The sequence below is a fragment of the Variovorax paradoxus EPS genome (genome assembly GCF_000184745.1).
In the GTDB taxonomy this organism is placed as follows: domain Bacteria; phylum Pseudomonadota; class Gammaproteobacteria; order Burkholderiales; family Burkholderiaceae_C; genus Variovorax; species Variovorax paradoxus_C.
This window is the reverse complement of record NC_014931.1, coordinates 441,304-462,242: the sequence shown is the minus strand read 5'-3', so window position 1 is coordinate 462,242 and position 20,939 is coordinate 441,304. Positions and strand designations below refer to the sequence as shown.

The 20,939-nt window shown below is 65.0% G+C and carries 19 protein-coding genes; 4 read left to right on the top strand and 15 right to left on the bottom strand.

The window, feature by feature from the left end:
• Nucleotides 1-47 precede the first annotated feature (47 nt).
• From VARPA_RS02160 to VARPA_RS02150, 3 genes are all read right to left on the bottom strand, one after another.
• On the bottom strand, nt 48-515 hold the full coding sequence (locus VARPA_RS02160) for a PTS sugar transporter subunit IIA (RefSeq protein WP_013538899.1): 468 nt from the start codon (nt 513-515) through the stop codon (nt 48-50).
• Between the two features lie 221 nt (nt 516-736).
• Nucleotides 737-1,066 (bottom strand): ribosome hibernation-promoting factor, HPF/YfiA family, encoded by a 330-nt coding sequence (gene hpf / locus VARPA_RS02155; protein WP_013538898.1) that lies wholly within the window; start codon nt 1,064-1,066, stop codon nt 737-739.
• Nucleotides 1,067-1,387: 321 nt separating this feature from the next.
• Complete coding sequence (locus tag VARPA_RS02150; RefSeq protein WP_013538897.1) at nt 1,388-3,505, bottom strand: ATP-dependent helicase; 2,118 nt, start codon at nt 3,503-3,505, stop codon at nt 1,388-1,390.
• A 212-nt stretch (nt 3,506-3,717) separates the two neighbouring features.
• Between VARPA_RS02150 and corA the strand changes: the two genes are divergently transcribed.
• Nucleotides 3,718-4,704 carry a magnesium/cobalt transporter CorA gene (gene corA, locus VARPA_RS02145; RefSeq protein WP_013538896.1) on the top strand — a complete coding sequence of 329 codons (987 nt, stop codon included), beginning with the start codon at nt 3,718-3,720 and terminating at the stop codon, nt 4,702-4,704.
• A 40-nt stretch (nt 4,705-4,744) separates the two neighbouring features.
• Here the strand turns inward: corA and VARPA_RS02140 are convergent, their stop codons facing one another.
• The 11 genes from VARPA_RS02140 to VARPA_RS02090 all read right to left on the bottom strand — a co-directional run bounded on the left by VARPA_RS02140 (nt 4,745) and on the right by VARPA_RS02090 (nt 17,624).
• On the bottom strand, nt 4,745-6,199 hold the full coding sequence (locus tag VARPA_RS02140; protein ID WP_013538895.1) for a Kelch repeat-containing protein: 1,455 nt from the start codon (nt 6,197-6,199) through the stop codon (nt 4,745-4,747).
• 141 nt (nt 6,200-6,340) lie between these two features.
• A complete protein-coding gene (locus VARPA_RS02135; RefSeq protein ID WP_013538894.1) occupies nt 6,341-7,108 on the bottom strand; it encodes a 5'-methylthioadenosine/adenosylhomocysteine nucleosidase in 768 nt (255 codons plus the stop codon).
• A 3-nt stretch (nt 7,109-7,111) separates the two neighbouring features.
• On the bottom strand, nt 7,112-8,743 hold the full coding sequence (locus VARPA_RS02130; RefSeq protein ID WP_013538893.1) for an ABC transporter substrate-binding protein: 1,632 nt from the start codon (nt 8,741-8,743) through the stop codon (nt 7,112-7,114).
• Between the two features lie 39 nt (nt 8,744-8,782).
• Entirely contained in the window at nt 8,783-9,826 is a 1,044-nt protein-coding gene (locus VARPA_RS02125) for a dipeptide ABC transporter ATP-binding protein (protein ID WP_013538892.1), read from the bottom strand.
• The gene (locus VARPA_RS02120; protein ID WP_013538891.1) at nt 9,823-10,851 is read right to left on the bottom strand and encodes an ABC transporter ATP-binding protein; all 1,029 of its coding nucleotides are present in this window, start codon (nt 10,849-10,851) and stop codon (nt 9,823-9,825) included. The genes VARPA_RS02125 and VARPA_RS02120 overlap by 4 nt, the downstream gene beginning before the upstream one ends.
• A 22-nt stretch (nt 10,852-10,873) precedes the next feature.
• On the bottom strand, nt 10,874-11,788 hold the full coding sequence (locus tag VARPA_RS02115) for an ABC transporter permease subunit (protein ID WP_013538890.1): 915 nt from the start codon (nt 11,786-11,788) through the stop codon (nt 10,874-10,876).
• Nucleotides 11,788-12,792, bottom strand: coding sequence for an ABC transporter permease subunit (locus VARPA_RS02110; protein WP_013538889.1), 1,005 nt, complete (start codon nt 12,790-12,792; stop codon nt 11,788-11,790). Before VARPA_RS02110 ends, VARPA_RS02115 begins: the two co-directional genes overlap by 1 nt.
• A 51-nt stretch (nt 12,793-12,843) precedes the next feature.
• A complete protein-coding gene (locus tag VARPA_RS02105) occupies nt 12,844-14,523 on the bottom strand; it encodes a long-chain-fatty-acid--CoA ligase (protein ID WP_013538888.1) in 1,680 nt (559 codons plus the stop codon).
• Nucleotides 14,524-14,632: 109 nt separating this feature from the next.
• Nucleotides 14,633-16,132 carry an NAD(P)(+) transhydrogenase (Re/Si-specific) subunit beta gene (locus VARPA_RS02100; protein WP_041942740.1) on the bottom strand — a complete coding sequence of 500 codons (1,500 nt, stop codon included), beginning with the start codon at nt 16,130-16,132 and terminating at the stop codon, nt 14,633-14,635.
• Nucleotides 16,129-16,461 carry an NAD(P) transhydrogenase subunit alpha gene (locus VARPA_RS02095; protein WP_013538886.1) on the bottom strand — a complete coding sequence of 111 codons (333 nt, stop codon included), beginning with the start codon at nt 16,459-16,461 and terminating at the stop codon, nt 16,129-16,131. Before VARPA_RS02095 ends, VARPA_RS02100 begins: the two co-directional genes overlap by 4 nt.
• Before the next feature lie 32 nt (nt 16,462-16,493).
• On the bottom strand, nt 16,494-17,624 hold the full coding sequence (locus VARPA_RS02090; protein WP_013538885.1) for a Re/Si-specific NAD(P)(+) transhydrogenase subunit alpha: 1,131 nt from the start codon (nt 17,622-17,624) through the stop codon (nt 16,494-16,496).
• 436 nt (nt 17,625-18,060) lie between these two features.
• Here VARPA_RS02090 and VARPA_RS02085 point away from each other — a divergent pair, with 436 nt between their 5' ends.
• The 3 genes from VARPA_RS02085 (at nt 18,061) to VARPA_RS02075 (ending at nt 19,801) form a co-directional block, all read left to right on the top strand.
• A complete protein-coding gene (locus tag VARPA_RS02085; protein WP_013538884.1) occupies nt 18,061-18,765 on the top strand; it encodes a response regulator transcription factor in 705 nt (234 codons plus the stop codon).
• Between the two features lie 90 nt (nt 18,766-18,855).
• Nucleotides 18,856-19,296: a DUF4019 domain-containing protein gene (locus VARPA_RS02080; protein ID WP_013538883.1), complete on the top strand. Its 441-nt coding sequence runs from the start codon at nt 18,856-18,858 to the stop codon at nt 19,294-19,296.
• Between the two features lie 7 nt (nt 19,297-19,303).
• Nucleotides 19,304-19,801, top strand: a complete 498-nt coding sequence (locus VARPA_RS02075; protein WP_013538882.1) for an NUDIX hydrolase — start codon at nt 19,304-19,306, stop codon at nt 19,799-19,801.
• Here the strand turns inward: VARPA_RS02075 and mnmA are convergent.
• Entirely contained in the window at nt 19,791-20,891 is a 1,101-nt protein-coding gene (gene mnmA, locus VARPA_RS02070; protein ID WP_013538881.1) for a tRNA 2-thiouridine(34) synthase MnmA, read from the bottom strand. The two genes, VARPA_RS02075 and mnmA, sit on opposite strands and share 11 nt — an antisense overlap.
• Nucleotides 20,892-20,939: the final 48 nt, after the last annotated feature.

Here is a 20,939-nt window from a genome sequence, read left to right as displayed (position 1 = left end):
GAGGTGTCGCGCAGCTTAGCAGCAGCCGCGCACGCCGACGCATGCGCTCAGGCGACTTGGGTCGACTGCCAGCCGGCGATCAGGCCGTGGAGCGCGGTGGCATCGGTGCTGGACTTGATTTGCTCGCGCAGGCCGGCGTCGCTCAGCAGTTCGGCGATTTCGGAGAGGATTTCGAGGTGCTTCTGCGTGGCCGCTTCGGGCACCAGCAAAAAGATCAGGAGCGCGACGGGTTGCTCGTCGGGAGCGTCGAAGCCGATGGGATTCGCCAGCTGGAACACCGCGGCCATCGGCGCCTTGAGGCCCTTGATGCGGCCATGCGGAATGGCAACGCCGTGGCCCAGGCCGGTGGAGCCGAGGCGCTCGCGCGCAAAGAGGCTGTCGGTGATGAGGGCGCGCCCCAGGCCATGGAGGCTTTCGAACAGAAGGCCAGCTTCTTCGAAAGCACGTTTCTTGCTGGTAGCGTCAACGCTCACAAGCACTTGGGCGGGCGGCAGGATGGACGCGAGGCGATTCATGGTGGGAGCAGAGCGGGGGCGATTATGCACCCGGTTGGTAAAAACCCCCAGTCCCCCTATCTACTTTCTGTTTACATGTTGCCCAGAGGCCTCGCTGCCCCAGGCAGAAGCCGGCAGAAACCAACAGAAAACCCAAAAGTCCGACGGCGATGGTCGGAAAAGCAAAAGGCCGCCCGAAGGCGGCCTGTGGTGCGAGCGGGCCCGAGAGCCCCGCTCCTTGTTCACATCACGCGTTTGGGCGCGACGTGATGGTGGTCCTGCAGGCGGTCCTTGTGGCGAACAACCTGGCGGTCGAGCTTGTCGACCAGCTCATCGACCGCAGCGTAGAGATCAGCGTGGCTCGACTCCGCGAACATGTCATTGCCCTTGACGTGAATGTTGCACTCCGCCCTTTGGCGGCGTTCCTTTTCCTTCTGCTTTTCCACCGTGAGGATCACCTTCACATCGACCACCTGGTCGAAGTGCCGTGTGATCCGGTCCAGCTTGCTCGTGACGTAGGTGCGCAAGGCAGGGGTGACGTCGAGGTGATGACCGCTGATCGTCAAATTCATGAATGACCTCCTGAGAATTGACGGTTGGGGAAATGACCCCGCTCCGGATTGGAGCGTGGCCGGCGAAACAGGTGTGGTGCGGGGAAAGGGAGAGAAGAGGAGGAAGGGGAGGAAAGAGGGGTCGGTCGATTCACTATGCCCAAGCTGTCACGGTATTGCAATACCTGGGTTCTCCGGGTGGCGAGAGCGCCTGGGGCCTGCTTCAATCCGCTATTGAATCGATAGCTGCCCGTGCAGCTTGGCCCGCCTTCGTGGCGCTTTGCTTGCAAGTGTTAACGCACTTCTCGCCTGGTGACCCTCCCGGGCGAAGGGCCAGCCGCTTCAGCGCCAGGCCGCGCGCATGCGGTTGCGCAGGTCGATCACCGCGGCGGGCGGAGGCACCGCGGGCGGCTGAACCGGCGGTGGTGGCCAGGTCTGCTGCTCGAAGCCAGCGAGATCCGATTCCGTGATGAAGCGCGTGCGATTCGCATACAGATGCCGGTCGCCCCGCACCGCCTGCTGCGTGATGTAGAAGCGCTGCGGCACCAGGAGGTGCAGATGGTCGCGGGCCCGCGTCATCGCGACGTAGAGCAGGCGCCGCTCTTCCTCGAGTTCGTGCGCGCTCTGCGCCACGTCGGCCGGCAGGCAGCCGTCGACCACGTTGAGCACATGTACCGAGTTCCATTCCTGGCCCTTGGCCGAATGGATGGTGGAGAGGATCAGGTAGTCCTCGTCGAGCAGCGGCGGCCCCGGGCGATCGCTCGTGGCTTCGGGCGGATCGAGCGTGAGCTCGGTCAGGAAGCGCTCACGCGAACCGTAGCCCGCGGCGAGGCGCACCAGTTGCTCCACGTCCTGGCGGCGCACGCCGGAGGTGTCGTCGTAGAGCCGCTCCAGGTGCGGCAGATACCAGCCCATCGCCAGCTCCACATCGGCCGGCCACGCCAGCGACGGCGCACGCAACGCGGCGTAGGCCTCGGCGAACCCGGCCCACTGCTCGCGTGCCGCGGACGGCGGCACGAAGTCGCGCACGGCCGCGGCCGGATCGGCCGCCTGGTCCATCGCATCGAGCAAGCGCGTGCCGGTGACGGGCCCGATGCCGGGAATCAGCTGCGTGACGCGAAACCCCGCCATGCGCCCGCGCGGGTTCTCGGCAAACCGCAGCACGGCAAGCAGGTCCTTCACATGCGAAGCCTCGAGAAACTTGAGCCCGCCGAACTTCACGAAGGGGATGTTGCGGCGTGCCAGTTCCAGTTCGAGCGCCGCGCTGTGCGACGAGGTGCGAAACAGCACCGCCTGCGACTTGAGCGCAAGCCCGCCCTCGCGGTGCGCGAGCACCTTGTCGGCCACCCAGCGCGCCTGCCCGGCCTCGTCGGGCACCAGCACCAGTTGCGGCTTGCCGGCGGAGGGCTTGTCGGTCCAGAGCGTCTTGGCATGCCGCTCGGCCGCCTGCGCGATCACGCGGTTCGATACGTCGAGGATCGGCTGCGTCGAGCGGTAGTTGCGCTCCAGCGTGACCACCCTCGCCTCCCGACTGAACTGCGAAGGGAAATCGAGGATGTTGCGCACCGTCGCGCCGCGGAACGAGTAGATCGATTGCGCGTCGTCCCCCACCACCGTGACGCCGCGCCCATCGGGCTTCATCGCCAGCAGGATCGAAGCCTGCAGCAGGTTGGTGTCCTGGTACTCGTCGACCAGCACATGGTCGAAGCGCGCGCCCACGGCTTCGGCCAGCGCGGGCTCGGCGACCATCTCGGCCCAGTAGAGCAGCAGGTCGTCGTAGTCGAGCACGTTCTGCTGCTGCTTGGCTTCGACGTAGGCGCCGAACAGCGTCTTGAGCTCGGCCTCCCATTCGCCGCACCAGGGGAAGGCCTCCTTCAGCACCTCGGCCACCGAGGCGCGCGTGTTCACGCAGCGCGAATAGATCGAGAGGCACGTGCCCTTGCGCGGGAAGCGGTTGACCGTGGAAGACAGGCCCAGCTCGTGGCGCACCAGCCCCATCAGGTCTTCGGCATCGCCGCGGTCATGGATCGTGAAGTTCTCGTCGAGTCCGATCTGTTGCGCGTACTCGCGCAAGAGCCGCGCCCCGATGCCGTGAAAGGTGCCGGCCCACGGCAGCGCGGGCGGGCGTTCCGACTTGAGGCCGAGCACCTTGGCCAGCACCTGGCCCGCGCGGCGCTCCATTTCCTGCGCGGCGCGGCGCGAGAAAGTCAGCAGCAGCAGGCGCTGCGGATCGACCCCGTCCGCGATCAGGTGCGCCACCCGATGCGCCAGCGTGCTGGTCTTGCCGGAACCGGCACCGGCAATCACCAGCAGCGGGCGGTGATCGTCGGCCACCGCAGCGCCGACGCCGTGCTCGACGGCTGCGCGCTGGTCGTCGTTGAGCGTGGCCAACGCCGCGGCAAGGCGCTCGGCTTGCGTCTTCGGCGCAGCGGAAATTACGGGGGGCGCAGCGGTCTGCATGGGCACGACTTTACTGTATGTCCGTCCAGTTCAGTCAGGTTGCCGACATGTGCCCGGTGACATAATCGCGCCTCGCTGCAACCGGAGACTCCCCATGGAAACCGCCCCGTCTCGGCAGCTTTCAACTCCCCTCTGACGCGCTCGCGCCGGGCCCGGGAATTGAAAGCGCCCCTCCCTCGCCCACCGTTTCAGTCATCCCCGGGAGTGAGCCCATGCTCAACATCTTTACGCTCGCCAACGGCCGCCTCGTCCAGGAAGAGATCGAGTCGCTGGAAGAGCTCTCCAAGTTCCAGCCGATCTGGGTCGACCTCGAATCGCCCACGCTCGAAGAAAAGCGCTGGATCAAGCAGTACTACGGCCTCTCGATTCCCGAAGACGCGATGGACGAGGACATCGAGGAGTCCGCCCGCTTCTACGAGGAAGACAACGGCGAGCTGCACATCCGTTCCGACTTCCTGATCGACGACGACGAAGACCCGCGCACCGTGCGTGTGGCCTTCATCCTCAACCAGCACAACACCGATCTGCGCAGCCGCGGCGTTCTGTTCTCGATCCACGACGAAGACGTGCCCGTGTTCCGCCTGCTGCGCATGCGCGCACGCCGCGCGCCGGGGCTGATCGAAGACGCCAAAGAAGTGATGCTCAAGCTCTTCGACGCCGACGCCGAATACTCGGCCGACACGCTGGAGAACATCTACGACGAGCTCGAAGTGGCGGGCAAGAAAGTGCTCTCGGGCAACGTCACCGACGAGCTGGCCGGCGAGGTGCTCGGCCTCATCGCGCGACAGGAAGACTTGAACGGCCGCATCCGCCGCAATGTGATGGACACCCGCCGCGCGGTGAGCTTCATGATGCGCAGCAAGATGCTCAACGCCGAGCAGTTCGAAGAGGCCCGGCAGATCCTGCGCGACATCGAATCGCTGGACAACCACACGGCCTTCCTCTTCGACAAGATCAACTTCCTGATGGATGCGACCGTCGGTTTCATCAACATCAACCAGAACAAGACCATCAAGATCTTCTCGGTGGCGAGCGTCGCGCTCTTGCCGCCCACGCTGATCGCGAGCATCTACGGCATGAACTTCAAGTTCATGCCCGAGCTCGACTGGGCCATGGGCTATCCGTATGCCATCGTGCTGATGGCGGCGAGCGCGCTGGTGCCGATGTGGTACTTCCGCCGGCGCGGCTGGCTCAAGTAGCCGGCGGCGGAACTCACAACCGCCACGCTCTCTACAGCGGCTACCAGCCGATTTCACTGGAGGTCACGAATTCGATGTGCCATGCGTAGGGATCTGGGTTCGTCGGGTTATCGGGGTTTGCTGCCGAACCGCCAGATAACAGCAGCTTCCCGCTGGACATGAGCGAAGCCGAATGCCCGGAGCGAGCTGCCAGCAACGTCCCCCACGACTGCCACATGTTCGTCAGCGGATCGTAGACCTCGACGTTGCTCAGTGGGGAGGGGATCGTTCTGCGAAACCCCTGCGTCGATTGATCGATCTCACCCTGAATGCTCCCACCGGCGACGAGCACCCGCCCTGTCGGCATCAACGTCGACGAGAAACCATTCCGACCGACGAGCAGACTGCCTGCCGACGACCACATGTTGGTGGAAGGATCAAACAACTCAGCCTGCGCAACGGTCCTGAGGCCACAGGAGCAGGCGTGCGCAACCGTTCCAGTCGCGCCCCCGACAGCGAGCACTTTCCCTGTGGAAAGCAGTACGCCGCGATGGCCCGAGCGGGAAGTTGCCAGCCGTCCGACCGTGGTCCACTTTTCGGTGGAAGGATCGAACACTTCACTGTCGGCAATGGTGCCTCCGAGCAGGCCACCCGAAACGAGAATCTTCCCATTCGCCATCAACGTGAATGCACCGCCCTGGTGATCCATCGAGGCCGTGGCGCTTGCCCGCCAAACGCCTGTATCGGGGCGGTACAACTCGACGAGATTGCCATCAGACGCGAGCACTCGGCCATCGAGCAGCAAAATGAGTTGCCGCACGGTTGCCAATGTCACGAAGCCCCCACTGGGCGTAAATGCCTGCGTAGCCGGGTCATAGAGTTGCGATCCCGCACCTGTTCCAACCACCAGGACCTTCCCGCTGGAAGGCAGGAAGACCGCGGCCTGCAGGCTCTGAAACGGCAAGGTCCCGGCGGACTTCCAGAGATTCGACGCCGGGTCGTATCGCTCGATGGAAGTGACACCTTTGAGGCCCAGATCCTGCCCTCCCAGGGCAAGCACTGTTCCATCAGGCAATGCGATCAACGTATGTTCCACGCGCGGCGTGAGCATGGCCGCTGCCGGCTGAAACACCGCTTCCTGCGCCGGCCCGCAAACGACCTTCACGCTTGCGACGTCCGCCGTGGCGACGCCGCTGGCAAAGACGACCGTGCAGGCCTGAGTCGGCAGCGTGGAGGACACCGAGACGGTGTAGTTCGCGCCCTCGCGTATGCGTTGCTTGAAGCTGAACGGCCCATCGGCGGACAGCGTCAGCGGATCCCCTCCGTTGTTCTTCAACACGATTTGCCCGCCGGGGGAAATGCCAGTGACTCCGCCACCGATGGCGAAATCCTTGATTTCGGGGGTATTTCCACCCAGGTTGAATGGAAAACCACCTCCACCTCCACCTCCACCGCATCCCGCCAGCAACAGGCTGCAGAACAAAACGGCGGAAAGCGCTCCCAGAACTCCTCGCATGTCGAACTCCTACATTTGTTTGCGCGATTCTAGGTTTCATCTGGCGGCCAGAAACCGTGCTTCTCGCTGGATCACGCCATCGACGCGCTCGAATTCGACGCAACCCTTATCGCTGAGCCGCGATCTGCGCCTGCTCGTCGCTCAGTCGACAGCCGGCAGCGTGGCCAGCCACGCGCCGACCAGCGCAAGGCTGTAGCGGCTCGCGACCTCGGCGACGAAGCGCGCGAAGTCGCCATGAGCCTCGTCGTCGGCGCGGTCTGAAATCGTCCGCATCGCCGCGAAGGGCACGCCGTAGTCGTGGCACACCTGCGCCACCGCGGCGCCTTCCATTTCCACGGCGAGCGCTTTGGGCAGATGGCGGCGCAGCGTTTCGCTTTCGGCGGCGGTCGAGACGAAGCGGTCGCCACTGATCAGCAAGCCGCGGTGCACCTTCGGTGAATGAAGGCCGAACTCATCGACGGCCCCCTGCCCCACCAACGCCACCGGGTCGCGCAGCGTCTCTTCGGCCACAGCCGCCAGTGCCTCACTGATCGCAGCGTCGGTCGCGAAGTGCGAAAGCCCCATCAAGGGCACTTCGTATTTCGGAAAGAGCGGCGAGGCATCCATGTCGTGCTGAAGCAGCTCGGTCGCCACGACCACGTCGCCGACATTCACGCCCGGCGCGAGTCCGCCCGCGACTCCACTGAACACGATGGCCCTCACGCCGAAGCGTTCGAGCAGCACCGTGGCCGTTATTGCCGCGGCGACCTTGCCGATGCGCGACAGCACCGCGACCACGGGCTGGCCCTGCAGATGGCCGACCCAGAAGTCGCGCCCGGCAACGCGCACGCGCTGCTCGTCGGGCATCTGCGCGAGGAGCGCCTTCAGCTCCTCGTGCATCGCCGCGACGATGGCGATGGGCGCAGCCACCGCTTACTTGATGTCCACGCCGTAGAAGGTGTGGCGGCCGAACGGGCTCAGCTTGAAGTCGATCACTTCCTTGCGCACGGGCTTGAGTTGCACAGCGTGCGCGATGGTGAACCACGGCGCCTGCTCCTTGAAGATGACCTGCGCCTTCTTGTAGAGCGCGTCGCGGTCGGCTTGCTTCACGGTGCTCTTGGCCTTCACCACGAGGTCTTCATACGGCTGGTAGCAGAACTTCGAGATGTTGCTGCCGCTCGCCGACTTGGCCGAGGCGCAGCCCAGGAGCGTGTACATGAAGTTGTCCGGATCGCCGTTGTCGCCGGTCCAGCCCAGCATGCCCATCTGGTGCTCGCCGGCCTGCAGGCGCTTACGGTACTCGCCCCATTCGAAACTCTTGATCTCGGCCTTGACGTTGATCTTGGCGAGGTCGGCCTGCATCAGCTCGGCGATGCGCTTGGCGTTCGGGTTGTACGGGCGCTGCACCGGCATGGCCCACAGGTCGGTCGAGAAACCGTCGGGGAACCCGGCCTGCGCCAAGAGCTTCTTCGCGGCTTCGGGGTCGTACGGATCGTCCTTGATCGCATCGTTGTAGGACCACATGGTCGGCGGAATCGGGTTCTTCGCCGCAACGCCAGTCGTGAGGTAGACGCCGTCGATGATCGCCTTCTTGTTGATCGCCATGTTGATGGCCTTGCGCACGCGCACATCGTCGAAAGGCTTCTTCGTCGTGTTGTACGAGAGGTAGCCCACGTTCAGGCCCGGCTGCTCCAGCACCTGCACGTTCGGGTCCTTGCGGATCGCGTCGAGGTCGGCTGGGTTCGGGTACGGCATGACGTGGCATTCGCCCTTCTGCAGCTTGGCCCAGCGCACCGACGCATCGGGCGTGATCGCGAACACGAGGTCGTCGATCTTCGCCTTGCCGCCCCAGTACTGCGGGAAGGCCTTGAAGCGGATGATCGCGTCCTTCTGGTACTGCACGAGGTAGAACGGGCCGGTGCCGATCGGGTCCTGGTCGACCTTCTCGGGCGTGCCGGCCTTCAGCATCGCGATCGCGTACTCCTTCGACTGGATGCCCGCGTACTGCATCGCCAGGTTGGCGAGGAACGGCGCCTCGGCCTGGTTGAGCGTGATCTTCACCGTGAAATCATCGATGCGGTCCACCGACTTCAGGAGCTTGGGCATGCCCATGTCGTTGAAGTACGAGTGGTTCTGGCTCGTGACCTTGAAGAACGGATCGCTCTCCTTCCACTGGCGCTCGAGCATGAAGATGAAGTCGTCGGCGTTGAAGTCGCGCGTGGGCTTGAAGCTCTTGCTCGTGGTGTGCCACTTCACGCCCTTGCGGAGATGAAAGGTGTAGACCGTGCCGTCGGGCGAGATGTCCCACTTTTCAGCGAGTCCCGGCATGACCTTGGTGCCGCCGCGCTCGAACTCGACGATGGTGTTGTAGACCTGCGTGGTCACGTCGAACGACGTGCCGGTGGTGTTCATGCCCGGATAGAAATTCTCCGGGCTTCCTTCGGAGCAATACACCAGCGTCTTGGCTGACACAGCACCCGCGGCCAGGGTAAGGGCCGCAAGCGCTGTCGGTGCCAGGAGCGCCAGCATTCGTGAGCGGCGCGAAACGGAGGATTGGGTCTTCATGAGGACTCCTTCAGACACGGTTGAAAAAAACGGATGAGCTCAGGGATTCGTCGCCATCGGAACGGCGAGCACGGGAACGTCGGCGCGCACGGGCGGCGCGCCATCGAGGAACTTCTCTGCGTAGTGGCAGGCCACCAGCCGCTCGTCGAGCGCGCGCAGCAAGGGGCGCTCTTCGCGGCAGCGCTGCTGCACGTGCTGGCAGCGCGTGTTGAAGACGCAGCCCGTGGGCGGATTCAGCGGCGACGGCAACTCGCCCTTGAGCACGATGCGCTGGCTGCTGAGCCCCGGCGTCGAGGCCAGCAGCGCCTGCGTGTACGGATGCAGCGGCCGCGCGAAGATGCGTCCCTTCGGGCCTTGCTCCACCGCGTGGCCGAGGTACATCACGAGCACGTCGTGCGCGATGTGGCGCACCACGCCGAGGTCGTGTGAAATGAAGAGGTAGGCGAGCCCCAGCTCCGCCTGCAGGTCGGCCAGCAGGTTCAGCACCTGCGCCTGGATCGACACATCGAGCGCCGACACCGGCTCGTCGGCCACCAGGAGGCGCGGCGACAGCATGAGCGCCCGCGCAATCGCGATGCGCTGGCGCTGGCCGCCCGAGAACATGTGGGGATAGCGGTTCGCGTACTCGGGGCGCAGGCCGACTCGGGCGAGCATTTCGCGCGCCTTTGCAGTGCGCTCCGACTTGCCCATCGTGGTGTTGATCGCGAGCGGGTCTTCGAGCACGGCCGAAATCTTCTTGCGCGGATTAAGCGAGCCGTAGGGGTTCTGGAACACCAGCTGCACGGCCTGGCGCAGCTCGCGCTTGCGCTCGGCCGGCGGGTTCACCGCATCGGCGCCGACGAGCGTGAGCTGCCCGGCCGTCGGCTTCTCGATCAGCGCGACCATGCGCGCGAGCGTGGACTTGCCGCAGCCCGATTCGCCCACCACCGCCAGCGTGCGGCCGCGCTCGAGGCGGAACGAGATGTCGCCCACCGCGCGCAGATGCGCCGGCGCGCGAAAGAGCCCGCGCCGCACGTCGTAGGTGCGCTGCAGACTGGTCGCTTCGACCACGACGTCGCCGGGCGCGCCCTTGTCGTTGTTCATTGCAGCACCTCCGCCGCGGGCACCTGCTGCGGCCGGTCTTGCTCGATGGCCACGATGCGACCCGGTTCGCCGAGCGGATAGTGGCAGCGCACCTCCGCGCCCTGCCACTCGCGCAATGCGGGGCGCACGTTGCAGGCGCGCGTGGTGACATAGCTGCAGCGCGGCGCGAACAGGCAGCCCAAAGGCCGGTCGTGCACGCCGGGCACCACGCCGCTGATGGTGGCAAGCCGTCCTTCGGGCGCCGCTCGCTCGGGCAATGCCGCGAGCAGTGCTTCGGTGTAGGGGTGCTGCGGCGATGCGAAGAGCCGGTCGACGCGCTGGTGCTCCATCACCTGGCCCGCATACATGACGGCGATGCGCTGCGCCATCTCGCTCACCACGCCCATGTTGTGCGTGATGAGCACCAGCGCCATGCCGCGCTCCTTCTGCAGGTCGCGCAGCAGGTCGAGGATCTGCGCCTGGATCGTCACGTCGAGCGCGGTGGTCGGCTCGTCGGCGATCAGCAGGCGCGGGTTGCAGGCGATCGCCATTGCGATCATCACGCGCTGGTTCATGCCGCCCGAGAGCTGGTGCGGGTAGCTTGCGAGGCGCGACGACGCGGCGGGAATGCCGACCTGCTCCAGCAGTTCGGTCGCGCGCTTCTTCGCGGTGCGCTTGTCGAGGTTCAGGTGCAGCCGCAGCGTTTCCATGAGCTGGAAGCCGATGGTGAAGCAGGGGTTGAGGCTGGTGGTCGGCTCCTGGAAGATCATCGCGACCTCCTTGCCGACCAGCGAACGGCGAGCCTTGTCGGAGATGCCGAGCAGGTCTTTTCCCGCGAAGCGCATGTGCTCCGCGCGCACGCGGCCGGGGAAGCCGACCAGGCCCATGAGCGCCATCATGGTGACGCTTTTGCCCGAGCCCGATTCGCCGACGATGCCGAGCACCTCGCCTTCTTCGAGCGTGAGGCTCACGCCATCGACGGCGTGCAGCACGCCACCCTGCGTGGGAAATTCCACGTGCAGATCTTTGATGTCCAGCAAAGGCATCGTTTCTCTCCTTTGCGTTGAATCAGCGCTTGAGCTTGGGGTCGAGCGCATCGCGCAGACCGTCGCCCAGCAGATTGAAAGCCAGCACGGCCGCGAGGATCGCGAGACCCGGGAAGGTCACGACCCACCACGCGCGCAGCACGAACTCGCGCGCATCGGCCAGCATCGTTCCCCACTCGGGCGATGGCGGCTGCGCGCCGAGACCGAGGAAGCCGAGCGCCGCCGCATCGAGGATGGCGGTGGAGATGCCGAGCGAGGCCTGCACGATCAGCGGTGCCGCGCAATTGGGTAGCACCTCGCGGAACATCAGGCGCAGCGTGCCGGCGCCGCTCACGCGGGCCGCGGTGACGTAGTCGCGCGAGACCTCGGCGATGACGGCCGCGCGCGTGATGCGCACGTAATGCGGCAGCACCACGATGGCCACCGCGAGCATCGCGTTGACGAGCCCCGGGCCGAGAATCGCGACGATCACGATGGCAAGCAGCAAGCTCGGCAGCGTGAGCACGATGTCCATGAGCCGCATGATCGCGATCTCGAGCACGCCGCGGAAAAATCCCGCGATGAGCCCGAGCACCACGCCCGCCACCACCGACAACGCCACCACGGCGACACCGATCGACAGCGAGAGCCGCGCGCCGTACATGAGGCGCGACAGGATGTCGCGCCCGATGGCGTCGGTGCCCAGCAGGTAGCTCCACGTTCCGCCCTGCTGCCATGCAGGCGGCTGCAGGAACACGGCGCTGTTGGTTTCGTTGGGCGCGTGCGGCGCGATCCACGGTGCGAACAACGCAACGAGCAGCAGCACGACGATGGTCACGAGCCCGATGACCGCGCCGCGGTTTGCAGAGAAGGCGGTCCAGAACTCGCGCCAGGGGCCGGGCGGCGCGGTGCTCGCACCGGTCGTCGGAATGGTGGGGGTCGAAGTCGTGTTCATCATCAGCGTCGGATGCGGGGATTGATGACGCCGTAAGCCACGTCGACCAGAAGATTGACCAGCATCACGATGCCGCCGAGCAGCAGCATGCCGCCCTGCAGCACCGGATAGTCGCGCCGGCCGATGGCTTCGATGAGCCACTTGCCGACACCGGGCCAGGAGAAGATCGTCTCGGTCAGGATCGCGCCGGTGAAGAGCACGCCCACCTGCAAGCCGATCACGGTAACGACCGGAATCAACGCATTGCGCAACGCATGCAGTCCCACCACGCGAAAGCGCGAGAGGCCCTTGGCGCGCGCGGTGCGGATGTAGTCCTCGCCGAGCACTTCGAGCATGGCCGAGCGCGTCATGCGCGCGATCACCGCGAGCGGCACGGTGCCCAGCACGATGGCTGGAAGAATGAGGTGGTGCAGCGCCGACCAGAAGGCATCGGTGTCGCCGGCGCGCAGCGAGTCGATCAAGAGAAAGCCGGTCTCGGGCTCGATGAAATACTGCACCGCGATGCGCCCGGAAACGGGCGTCCATCCGAGCTGCACCGAGAAGAACAGGATCAGCAGCAACCCCCACCAGAAGATCGGCATCGAATAGCCGGTGAGCGAGGTGGCCATCACGCCGTGGTCGAAGATGGAATTGCGCCGCACGGCCGCGAGGATGCCGGCAGGCAGCCCCAGCAGCAGCGCAAAAAGAATCGCGCAAACGCCGAGTTCGACGGTGGCCGGGAAGAGCGCGAGAAACTCGCTCATCACCTTGTCCTGCGTGATGATCGACTTGCCGAGGTCGCCATGCAGCACGCGGCCGATGTAGATGCCGTACTGCACGAGGATCGGCTTGTCGAAGCCGTAGGCGGTGCGCAGTTCGGCATGGCGCGCGGGATCGATCCCGCGCTCGCCGGCCATGGTTTCAATGGGGTCGCCCGGCACCAGCCGGATGAGGAAGAAGGCCAGCAGCGTCATGCCGATGAAGGTCGGCACGAGCAAACTTAAACGAACGCAAATGAACTTAAACATCGACCCGCGAATATGCAAGATCGATGCCGTGGCCCTACCCGGGCCGAACCCTTACTTCTTGGCGTCGCGCAATTCGCGGCGGAGGATTTTTCCGACCGGCGTTTTCGGGAGGTCCGTACGAAACTCTACGATTCGCGGCTGCTTGTAACCCGTAAGGTTTGCTCTGCAGTATTCGCTCACCTGCGCCTCGGTGAGCGACTCGTCTTTCTTCACGATCACGAGCTTCACGGCCTCGCCGGTCTTGTCATCGACCACGCCCACCGCCGCGCATTCGAGCACGCCCGGAATCTGTGCAACGACGTCCTCGATCTCGTTCGGGTACACGTTGAAGCCCGACACCAGGATCATGTCCTTCTTGCGGTCGACCACCTTGAAGTAGCCGCGCTCGTCGACCACGCCGATGTCGCCGCTCTTGAAGTAGCCGTCGGGCGTCATGACCTTGGCGGTTTCGTCGGGGCGCTGCCAATAGCCCGCCATCACCTGCGGACCCTTGATGGCGATTTCGCCGGGCTGGCCCATCGGCACTTCATGGCCGTCGTCGTCGAGCAGCTTGAGCCAGGTGCCCGGCAGCGGCAGGCCGATGGTGCCGGTGTAGGCCTTGCTGTTCGTGGGGTTGCAGGTGGTCGAAGGCGAGGTCTCGGAGAGGCCGTAGCCCTCGCAGATCGGGCAGCCGGTTTTCTCGAGCCAGAGCTTCGCGACCGCAGCCTGCACCGCCATGCCGCCGCCGACCGAGACCTTGAGGTTCTTCCAGTTGACGGTGTTGAAGTCGGGGTGGTTCGCCAGGCCGTTGAAGAGCGTGTTGACCGCGGGGAAGCTGTGGATCGTGTGCTTCGAGAGCTCCTTCAGCACGCCCGCGAGGTCGCGCGGATTCGGGATCAGGATCAGTTTTCCGCCCGTGCGCATGTTCAGCATCATGCCGACCGTGAACGCGAAGATGTGATACAGCGGCAGCGCGCACACGCTGGTGGGCTGCTCGCCGGCCGGCACCTGCGCCATGACGGGTTCGTTCCAGGCCTCGGACTGCAGCACGTTGGCGATCACGTTGCGATGCAGCAGCACCGCACCCTTCGAGACGCCGGTGGTGCCGCCGGTGTACTGCAGCACGGCCACGTCGTCGGGGCCGATGGTCGGGGCTTGCAGCGTGCGGCTCGCGCCCTTGTCGAGCGCATCGTTGAAGCGCACGGCGCCCGGAAGGCTGAAGTGCGGCACCATCTTCTTGACGTTGCGCACCACGTAGTTGACCAGCGCGCCCTTGAGGAAACCGAGGCGGTCGCCCATCGAGGTGAGCACGATGTGCTTGATCGGCGTGGCCGCGATGCATTGCTGCAGCGTGGTGCCGAAGTTCTCCATGATGACGATGGCCTTGGCGCCCGAATCCTTGAGCTGGTGCTCCAGTTCGCGCGGCGTGTAGAGCGGATTCACGTTCACCAGGATCAGCCCCGCGCGAAGGATTGCCGCCACCGCGATCGGGTACTGCGGGCAGTTGGGCATCATCGCGGCCACGCGGTCGCCCTTGGCGAGGCCCAGGCCCTGCAGGTACGCGGCGAAGGCCTTGCTCTGCTTGTCGGTCTCCGCGTAGCTTATGTCCTTGCCCATGAAGCTGTAGGCGGTGCGGTCGGCGTACTTGGTGAAGCTCTCTTCCATGAGCCCGACCAGCGATGAATAGTGCGAAGCGTCGATGTCGGCGGGCACGCCTTGCGGATAGCTGCTGAGCCAGGGGCGGTCGGTCATGGATGTGTCTCCTCCAGGTCTTGGAACTTGCGGGTAACTGAAACGAAAACGGCGCTCGAATGGCGCCGCGATGATCTGGCCCGCATTGCTGCGGGCCTGGATCGCCGGCCTATTCGATGGCCTTGCCCATATCTTCCACTACTTTCTTCGCATCCCCAAAAACCATCATGGTCTTGTCCATGTAGAAGAGTTCGTTGTCCAAGCCGGCATAGCCCGCGGCCATGGAGCGCTTGTTCACGATGACGGTCTTGGCCTTGTAGGCTTCCAGGATCGGCATGCCGTAGATCGGGCTGCCCTTGGTGTGCGCGGCCGGGTTCACCACGTCGTTGGCGCCCAGGATGATCGCCACGTCGGCCTGGCCGAACTCGCCGTTGATGTCCTCCATCTCGAACACCTGGTCGTAGGGCACCTCGGCCTCGGCCAGCAGCACGTTCATGTGGCCGGGCATGCGGCCCGCCACCGGGTGAATGGCGTACTTGACGGTGATGCCCTTCTCGGTGAGCTTGGCCGCGAGCTCCTTCACCGCATGCTGGGCACGCGCCACGGCCAGGCCGTAGCCCGGCACGATCACCACGGTCTCGGCATTGCCGAGCACGAAGGCCGCATCGTCGGCGCTGCCGGTCTTCACCGGGCGCTGCTCCTTGGCCGCGCCGCCGGTCGTGGCAGCCTCGCCGCCGAAGCCGCCCAGGATCACGTTGAAGAACGAGCGGTTCATCGCCTTGCACATGATGTACGAGAGGATCGCACCCGAGGAGCCCACCAGCGAACCGGCCACGATCAGCATCGCGTTGTTCAGGCTGAAGCCGATGCCCGCGGCCGCCCAGCCCGAGTAACTGTTGAGCATCGACACCACCACCGGCATGTCGGCGCCGCCGATCGGGATGATGATGAGCACGCCCATCACGAAGGCCAGCGCCAGCATCGCGAAGAAGGCGGGCCAGCTCTCGGTGAAGACGAACACCAGACCCAGTGCGACGGTCAGGAGACCCAGCACCAGGTTGAGCATGTGCTGGCCCGAGAACTGCACCGGCGCGCCCTGGAACAGGCGGAACTTGTACTTGCCAGAGAGCTTGCCGAAGGCGATGACCGAGCCGCTGAAGGTGATGGCGCCGATGGCCGCACCCAGGAAGAGCTCGAGCCGGTTCCCTGCGGGAATGGCGTAGCGCACGAAGCCGTCCAGGATGACGGCGCCGTCCGGCGTCTGCGCCCCGATGAGCGCGGCCACGGGCGCAGCGGTGATGCCGAAGGCCCAGGGCTCGGCCACCGCGGCCACGCCGATGAAGACCGCGGCCAGGCCGATCATGCTGTGCATGAAGGCGACCAGCTCGGGCATCTTGGTCATCTCGACCTTGTTGGCCATGAAGGCCCCAAGGCCCCCGCCGACCACCACGGCCGCGAGCACCCAGGCGAGGCCGGTGCCGAAATCCACGTTGAGCGAGCGCGCCTGTCCGTGGATCAGCGCGATGGTCGTGAGCACGGCGATCGCCATGCCGGTCATGCCGAAGATGTTGCCGCGGATCGAGGTGGTGGGATGGGACAGGCCCTTCAGGGCCTGGATGAAGCAGACGCTGGCAACCAGGTACAGCAGCGTGACGAGGTTCATGCTCACTTGGAAGCTCCCTCTTCAGCCTTGGGTGCGGCGGCTTTCTTGTCCTTCTTCTTGAACATCTCCAGCATCCGCCGCGTGACCAGGAAGCCGCCGAAGACGTTCACCGCGGCCAGGGCCACCGCGAGCACGCCCATGGTCTTGCCCAGCGGCGTGGTGGTGAGCGCGGCCGCCAGCATGGCGCCCACGATCACGATCGCCGAGATCGCGTTGGTCACGGCCATCAGCGGCGTGTGCAGCGCGGGAGTGACGGTCCAGACCACGTGGTAGCCGACGTAGATGGCCAGCACGAAGATGATCAGGTTGATGACTGTGTGGGAAACGGGATCCATGGACTCTTCTCCTCGCTTGTTCGCGTGTTCGCTTATTTCTTCGTGACCTGGCCGTCTTGCGTCATGCGGCAGGCGGCGACGATGTCGTCTTCGAGGTCGATCTTGAGCGCACCTTCCTTCGTGACGATGAGCTTGAGGAAGTCGAGCACGTTGCGCGCATAGAGCGCCGATGCGTCGGCCGCCACGAGCGCCGCGAGGTTGGTCTCGCCGACGATGGTCACGCCGTGCTTGACGACGGTCTTGTCGGCTTCGGAGAGGGGGCAGTTGCCGCCCACGCCATCGGCGCCTTTGCCGGCGGCGATGTCCACGATCACCGAGCCGGGCTTCATGGACTTGACCATGTCCTCGGTGATGAGCGTGGGCGCGGCGCGGCCGGGAATGAGCGCGGTGCTGATGACGATGTCGGCCAGTGCCACGCGCTTGGCGACCTCGACCTGCTGGCGTGCGAGCCAGCTCGGGGGCATCGGCTTGGCGTAGCCACCGACGCCGACGGCGGCTTCCTTTTCTTCATCGGTGTCGTAGGAGACCTCGATGAACTTGCCGCCGAGCGATTCGATCTGCTCCTTGACGCTCGGGCGAACGTCGGAAGCTTCGATGACGGCGCCCAGCCGCTTGGCCGTGGCGATCGCCTGCAGGCCGGCAACGCCGACGCCCAGGATGACGACGCGCGCGGCCTTCACCGTGCCGGCTGCCGTCATGAGCATCGGGAAGAAGCGTTGGTAGCGGTCGGCCGCGATCATCACGGCCTTGTAGCCGGCGATGTTGGCTTGCGAGGAGAGCACGTCCATGCTCTGGGCGCGGGTGGTGCGGGGGGCGGCTTCGAGGGCGAAGCCGGTCACGCCGGCCGATGCCAGGCGCTGCAGGCCCGCGGCATCGAAGGGGTTGAGCATGCCGATGACGACGGCGCCGGGCTTCATCAGCCCCGCCTCGGCATCGCTGGGCGTGCGCACCTTGAGCACCATGTCGGCGGACAGAGCGCCCGCTTGGTCCGTGATTTCCGCGCCGGCGGTCTGGTAAGCCGCATCGGTGACGCTGGCTGCGACGCCCGCTCCCGACTGAACACGAACGATATGCCCGGAAGCGACCAGTTTCTTCACCGTTTCAGGTGTCACGGCCACTCGGGTTTCGCCAGCCGCGGTTTCGGCAGGCACGCCTATCAGCATAGAGATCTCCTCAGGGGAAGGGGCAGCACGGAATGCGGGCAGAGCTTACAGCAAGATTACAGATGCTCGTGTCGCAAGAATGTCGCAACGAATTTGCCTGCCAAGCCCCATGCATGCTATCGACATAGCTATTCAATTTATAGCGACTTCGGGTATTCGCCGGTCGGAGCCGGCAGTCTCGCCCGAAGCCCTGATCGGCGTCTTGATCGCGATCAAGAACCCGCGGATCAATGCAATACGTCAAATACGTAAACGCCAGGGGCACAATTAACAGGATTTGTATTTAACTGTAGTCAACTATATTTAGCTTCGGCCCGAAAAAGGCGATTAGCGTGCATTAGTTGCAAACTCTATTTATTACGCCAGACGCAGATAGATACACTTCCTGCCAATCGTCCGCTCACTGAGGCTGGCGAAGGGAGGAAAAGGGGATGGAATGCGTATTGCCGTACTGGACAACGGAGCGGAACAGCTCAAGTTGATCAATCACACCATGGCGGGACTCGGGCACGAGTCCCACATGTACACCGAAGGAAAAACGCTGCTGCAGTCCTTGCGCAGGCAGACCTTCGACTTGTTGATCCTCAATTGGAGCCTTCCCGATATCAAGGGGCTGGATGTGGTGAAGGCCATCCGGCACGAACTCAAGAGCCGGTTGCCCATACTTTTCGTGACCGACAGTCGCGATGAAGCCGACATGGTGGAAGCCCTCAACAGCGGGGCCGACGATTTCATGGACAAGCCCGTTCGGGCCGGCGAACTCGAAGCCCGGGTTACCGCGCTACTGCGCCGGTCTTACCCCGCGAAGCACGAGTCGGAGTTGGTTTTCGGCCCGTATCATTTTTATCCGCCTTCGCGCGTGCTGAAGGTACAGGGCAAGCTGGTCGAACTGAAGAACCGCGAGTACGAGCTGGCGCTCTTCCTGTTCCAGAACCTCGGTCGGCTGCTCTCGCGCGAACACCTGCACGAGGCGGTGTGGGGGCTGGGCGTCGAGGCGCTCTCGCGCTCGCTCGACACCCACGTGTCGCGCTTGCGGACCAAGCTCGATCTTCGCCCTGCGAACGGTTTCCTGCTGCTGGCCATCTATGGACTGGGCTACCGGCTGGAAACGATCGAGGCGAACACGCTGTCCTCGCGATAGCACCCCGTGCAGCGTGGTGCCGACCCGACAGGCCGGGAATCTCCGCCGGGCTACAGTCTCCAACCGCACTACGCAACAAGGAAAGAGACGATGAACCGCATGACCCGGCTGCTGGTCTCCGCCGCACTGCTCTGGAGCAGTTTCACCGGCTTGGCGGCCGCACAGGACATCGTGGAGCCCAGCGACATGGTGCGCGGCGGCATGCAGGCGATCCAGATGATCGACCAGGGCAAGGCCGGCGAACTCTGGGACGGCGCCACGCCGGCCACTCGCAAGCGCGTGACCCGCGCCGATTTCACCGGGCAAGTCGCCAAGAGCCGCGCCTCGCTCGGCGCGCCCCAGCAGCGCACCTGGGTGGCAGTCAACCGCCAGGTCGTGGCCGATGCCGACGCTGATACCGCCGGCCAGTACGTCAGCGTCGAATACGAGACCCGCTTCGCCAACAAGCCGGACGGCACCCTGCGCGAACTCGTGAGCTTTCACCTCGACCGCGACCGCACCTGGCGCTTCAGCGGCTACGTGCTGCGCTGAGCCGGCCATGGCCGCACGCTGGAAGCCCAACGTCACCGTGGCCGCGGTGATCGAGCAGGACGGCCGCTTCCTGCTGGTCGAGGAGCACACCGCCGACGGCCTCATGCTCAACACGCCCGCGGGCCATCTCGATCCCGGTGAATCGCCGGCCGAAGGATGCATTCGCGAAACGCTTGAGGAAACCGCCCACCGATTCACCCCCACCGCGCTCGTCGGCATCTACATGGCGCGTTCGCGGCCGAAGGCCGAGCAGGGAGAAGACGTGACCTACATGCGCTTCGCCTTCACCGGCGTGCTCGGCGCCAAGGAAGACGGCCGCGCACTCGACGAAGGCATCGTGCGCACACTGTGGATGACGCCCGATGAAATCCGCGCCAGCGTGGCGCGGCATCGCAGCCCGTTGTTGCTGCAGTGCGTCGAAGACTATCTGGCTGGCCAGCGCCACCCGCTCGAATTGATCCACATCGACGAATCGGTGCGGACCCCGCCGCCGGTCAAACGATGACGCCGCCCCCGAGGCAGCGCTCGCCGTCGTAGAGCACGGCCGACTGCCCCGGCGTCACGGCCCATTGCGGCGCGCCGAAGCGCAGGCTGAAAGCGCCGTTCGCGTCATCAGAGAGTTCGCACCCCGCATCCGCCTGCCGGTAGCGCGCCTTCGAGCCGTAGCTGCCCGCCGCGGGTGCCTCGCCCGACACCCAGCTCGCATCGTCAGCATTTAGCGCCGATGACAGCAGCCACGGATGGTCGTGGCCCTGCACCACCCAGAGCGTGTTCTTCTCGATATCCTTGCGTGCGACGAACCACGGCGAATGGTCGCCCGAGCCGCGCTGCGCGCCCTTCTCCTTGACGCCGCCGATACCCAACCCCTGCCGCTGCCCCAGCGTGTAGAAGCTCAGCCCCTGGTGCTCGCCGAGCTTGCGGCCGCGGTCGTCCTTGATCGGGCCCGGCTCCTTGGAGATGTAGCGGTTCAGGAAGTCGCGGAACGGCCGCTCGCCGATAAAGCAGATGCCGGTCGAGTCCTTCTTCTTCGCATTGGGCAGGCCGATTTCTTCCGCAATGCGACGCACCTCGGTCTTGTGCAGTTCGCCGACCGGGAACAGCGTCTTCGACAGCTGCGCCTGGTTCAGGCGGTGCAGAAAATAGCTCTGGTCCTTGGAGGGGTCGAGCCCCTTGAGCAGCTCGTGCCGGCCGGTGACTTCGTTGTGTCGCACGCGTGCGTAGTGGCCCGTCGCGATCTTCTCGGCGCCCAGGCGCATCGCGTGGTCGAGAAAGGCCTTGAACTTGATCTCGGCGTTGCACAGCACGTCGGGGTTCGGCGTGCGGCCGGCCTTGTATTCGCGCAGGAACTCGGCGAACACGCGGTCCTTGTAGTCGGCGGCGAAGTTGACGTGCTCGATCTCGATGCCCAGCACGTCGGCCACGCTGGCGGCGTCGATGAAGTCGATGTTCGACGAGCAGTACTCGCTGTCGTCGTCGTCTTCCCAGTTCTTCATGAAGATGCCGACCACCTCGTGCCCCTGCTGCTTGAGCAGGTGCGCGGTGACGGCGGAGTCCACTCCGCCGCTCAGTCCGACCACGATCCGTTGCTTTGCCATAAGCCCGCCATTGTCCCAGCCCGGAGGTAGCGGGCTCGGGCGTGGGGG

Coding starts and splice junctions, on each gene's coding strand:
- VARPA_RS02160 (WP_013538899.1), bottom strand. CDS start 515: ATGAATCGCCTCGCGTCCATCCTGCCGCCCGCCCAAGTGCTTGTGAGC.
- hpf (WP_013538898.1), bottom strand. CDS start 1,066: ATGAATTTGACGATCAGCGGTCATCACCTCGACGTCACCCCTGCCTTG.
- VARPA_RS02150 (WP_013538897.1), bottom strand. CDS start 3,505: ATGCAGACCGCTGCGCCCCCCGTAATTTCCGCTGCGCCGAAGACGCAA.
- corA (WP_013538896.1), top strand. CDS start 3,718: ATGCTCAACATCTTTACGCTCGCCAACGGCCGCCTCGTCCAGGAAGAG.
- VARPA_RS02140 (WP_013538895.1), bottom strand. CDS start 6,199: ATGCGAGGAGTTCTGGGAGCGCTTTCCGCCGTTTTGTTCTGCAGCCTG.
- VARPA_RS02130 (WP_013538893.1), bottom strand. CDS start 8,743: ATGAAGACCCAATCCTCCGTTTCGCGCCGCTCACGAATGCTGGCGCTC.
- VARPA_RS02125 (WP_013538892.1), bottom strand. CDS start 9,826: ATGAACAACGACAAGGGCGCGCCCGGCGACGTCGTGGTCGAAGCGACC.
- VARPA_RS02120 (WP_013538891.1), bottom strand. CDS start 10,851: ATGCCTTTGCTGGACATCAAAGATCTGCACGTGGAATTTCCCACGCAG.
- VARPA_RS02115 (WP_013538890.1), bottom strand. CDS start 11,788: ATGATGAACACGACTTCGACCCCCACCATTCCGACGACCGGTGCGAGC.
- VARPA_RS02110 (WP_013538889.1), bottom strand. CDS start 12,792: ATGTTTAAGTTCATTTGCGTTCGTTTAAGTTTGCTCGTGCCGACCTTC.
- VARPA_RS02105 (WP_013538888.1), bottom strand. CDS start 14,523: ATGACCGACCGCCCCTGGCTCAGCAGCTATCCGCAAGGCGTGCCCGCC.
- VARPA_RS02095 (WP_013538886.1), bottom strand. CDS start 16,461: ATGGATCCCGTTTCCCACACAGTCATCAACCTGATCATCTTCGTGCTG.
- VARPA_RS02090 (WP_013538885.1), bottom strand. CDS start 17,624: ATGCTGATAGGCGTGCCTGCCGAAACCGCGGCTGGCGAAACCCGAGTG.
- VARPA_RS02085 (WP_013538884.1), top strand. CDS start 18,061: ATGCGTATTGCCGTACTGGACAACGGAGCGGAACAGCTCAAGTTGATC.
- VARPA_RS02080 (WP_013538883.1), top strand. CDS start 18,856: ATGAACCGCATGACCCGGCTGCTGGTCTCCGCCGCACTGCTCTGGAGC.
- VARPA_RS02075 (WP_013538882.1), top strand. CDS start 19,304: ATGGCCGCACGCTGGAAGCCCAACGTCACCGTGGCCGCGGTGATCGAG.
- mnmA (WP_013538881.1), bottom strand. CDS start 20,891: ATGGCAAAGCAACGGATCGTGGTCGGACTGAGCGGCGGAGTGGACTCC.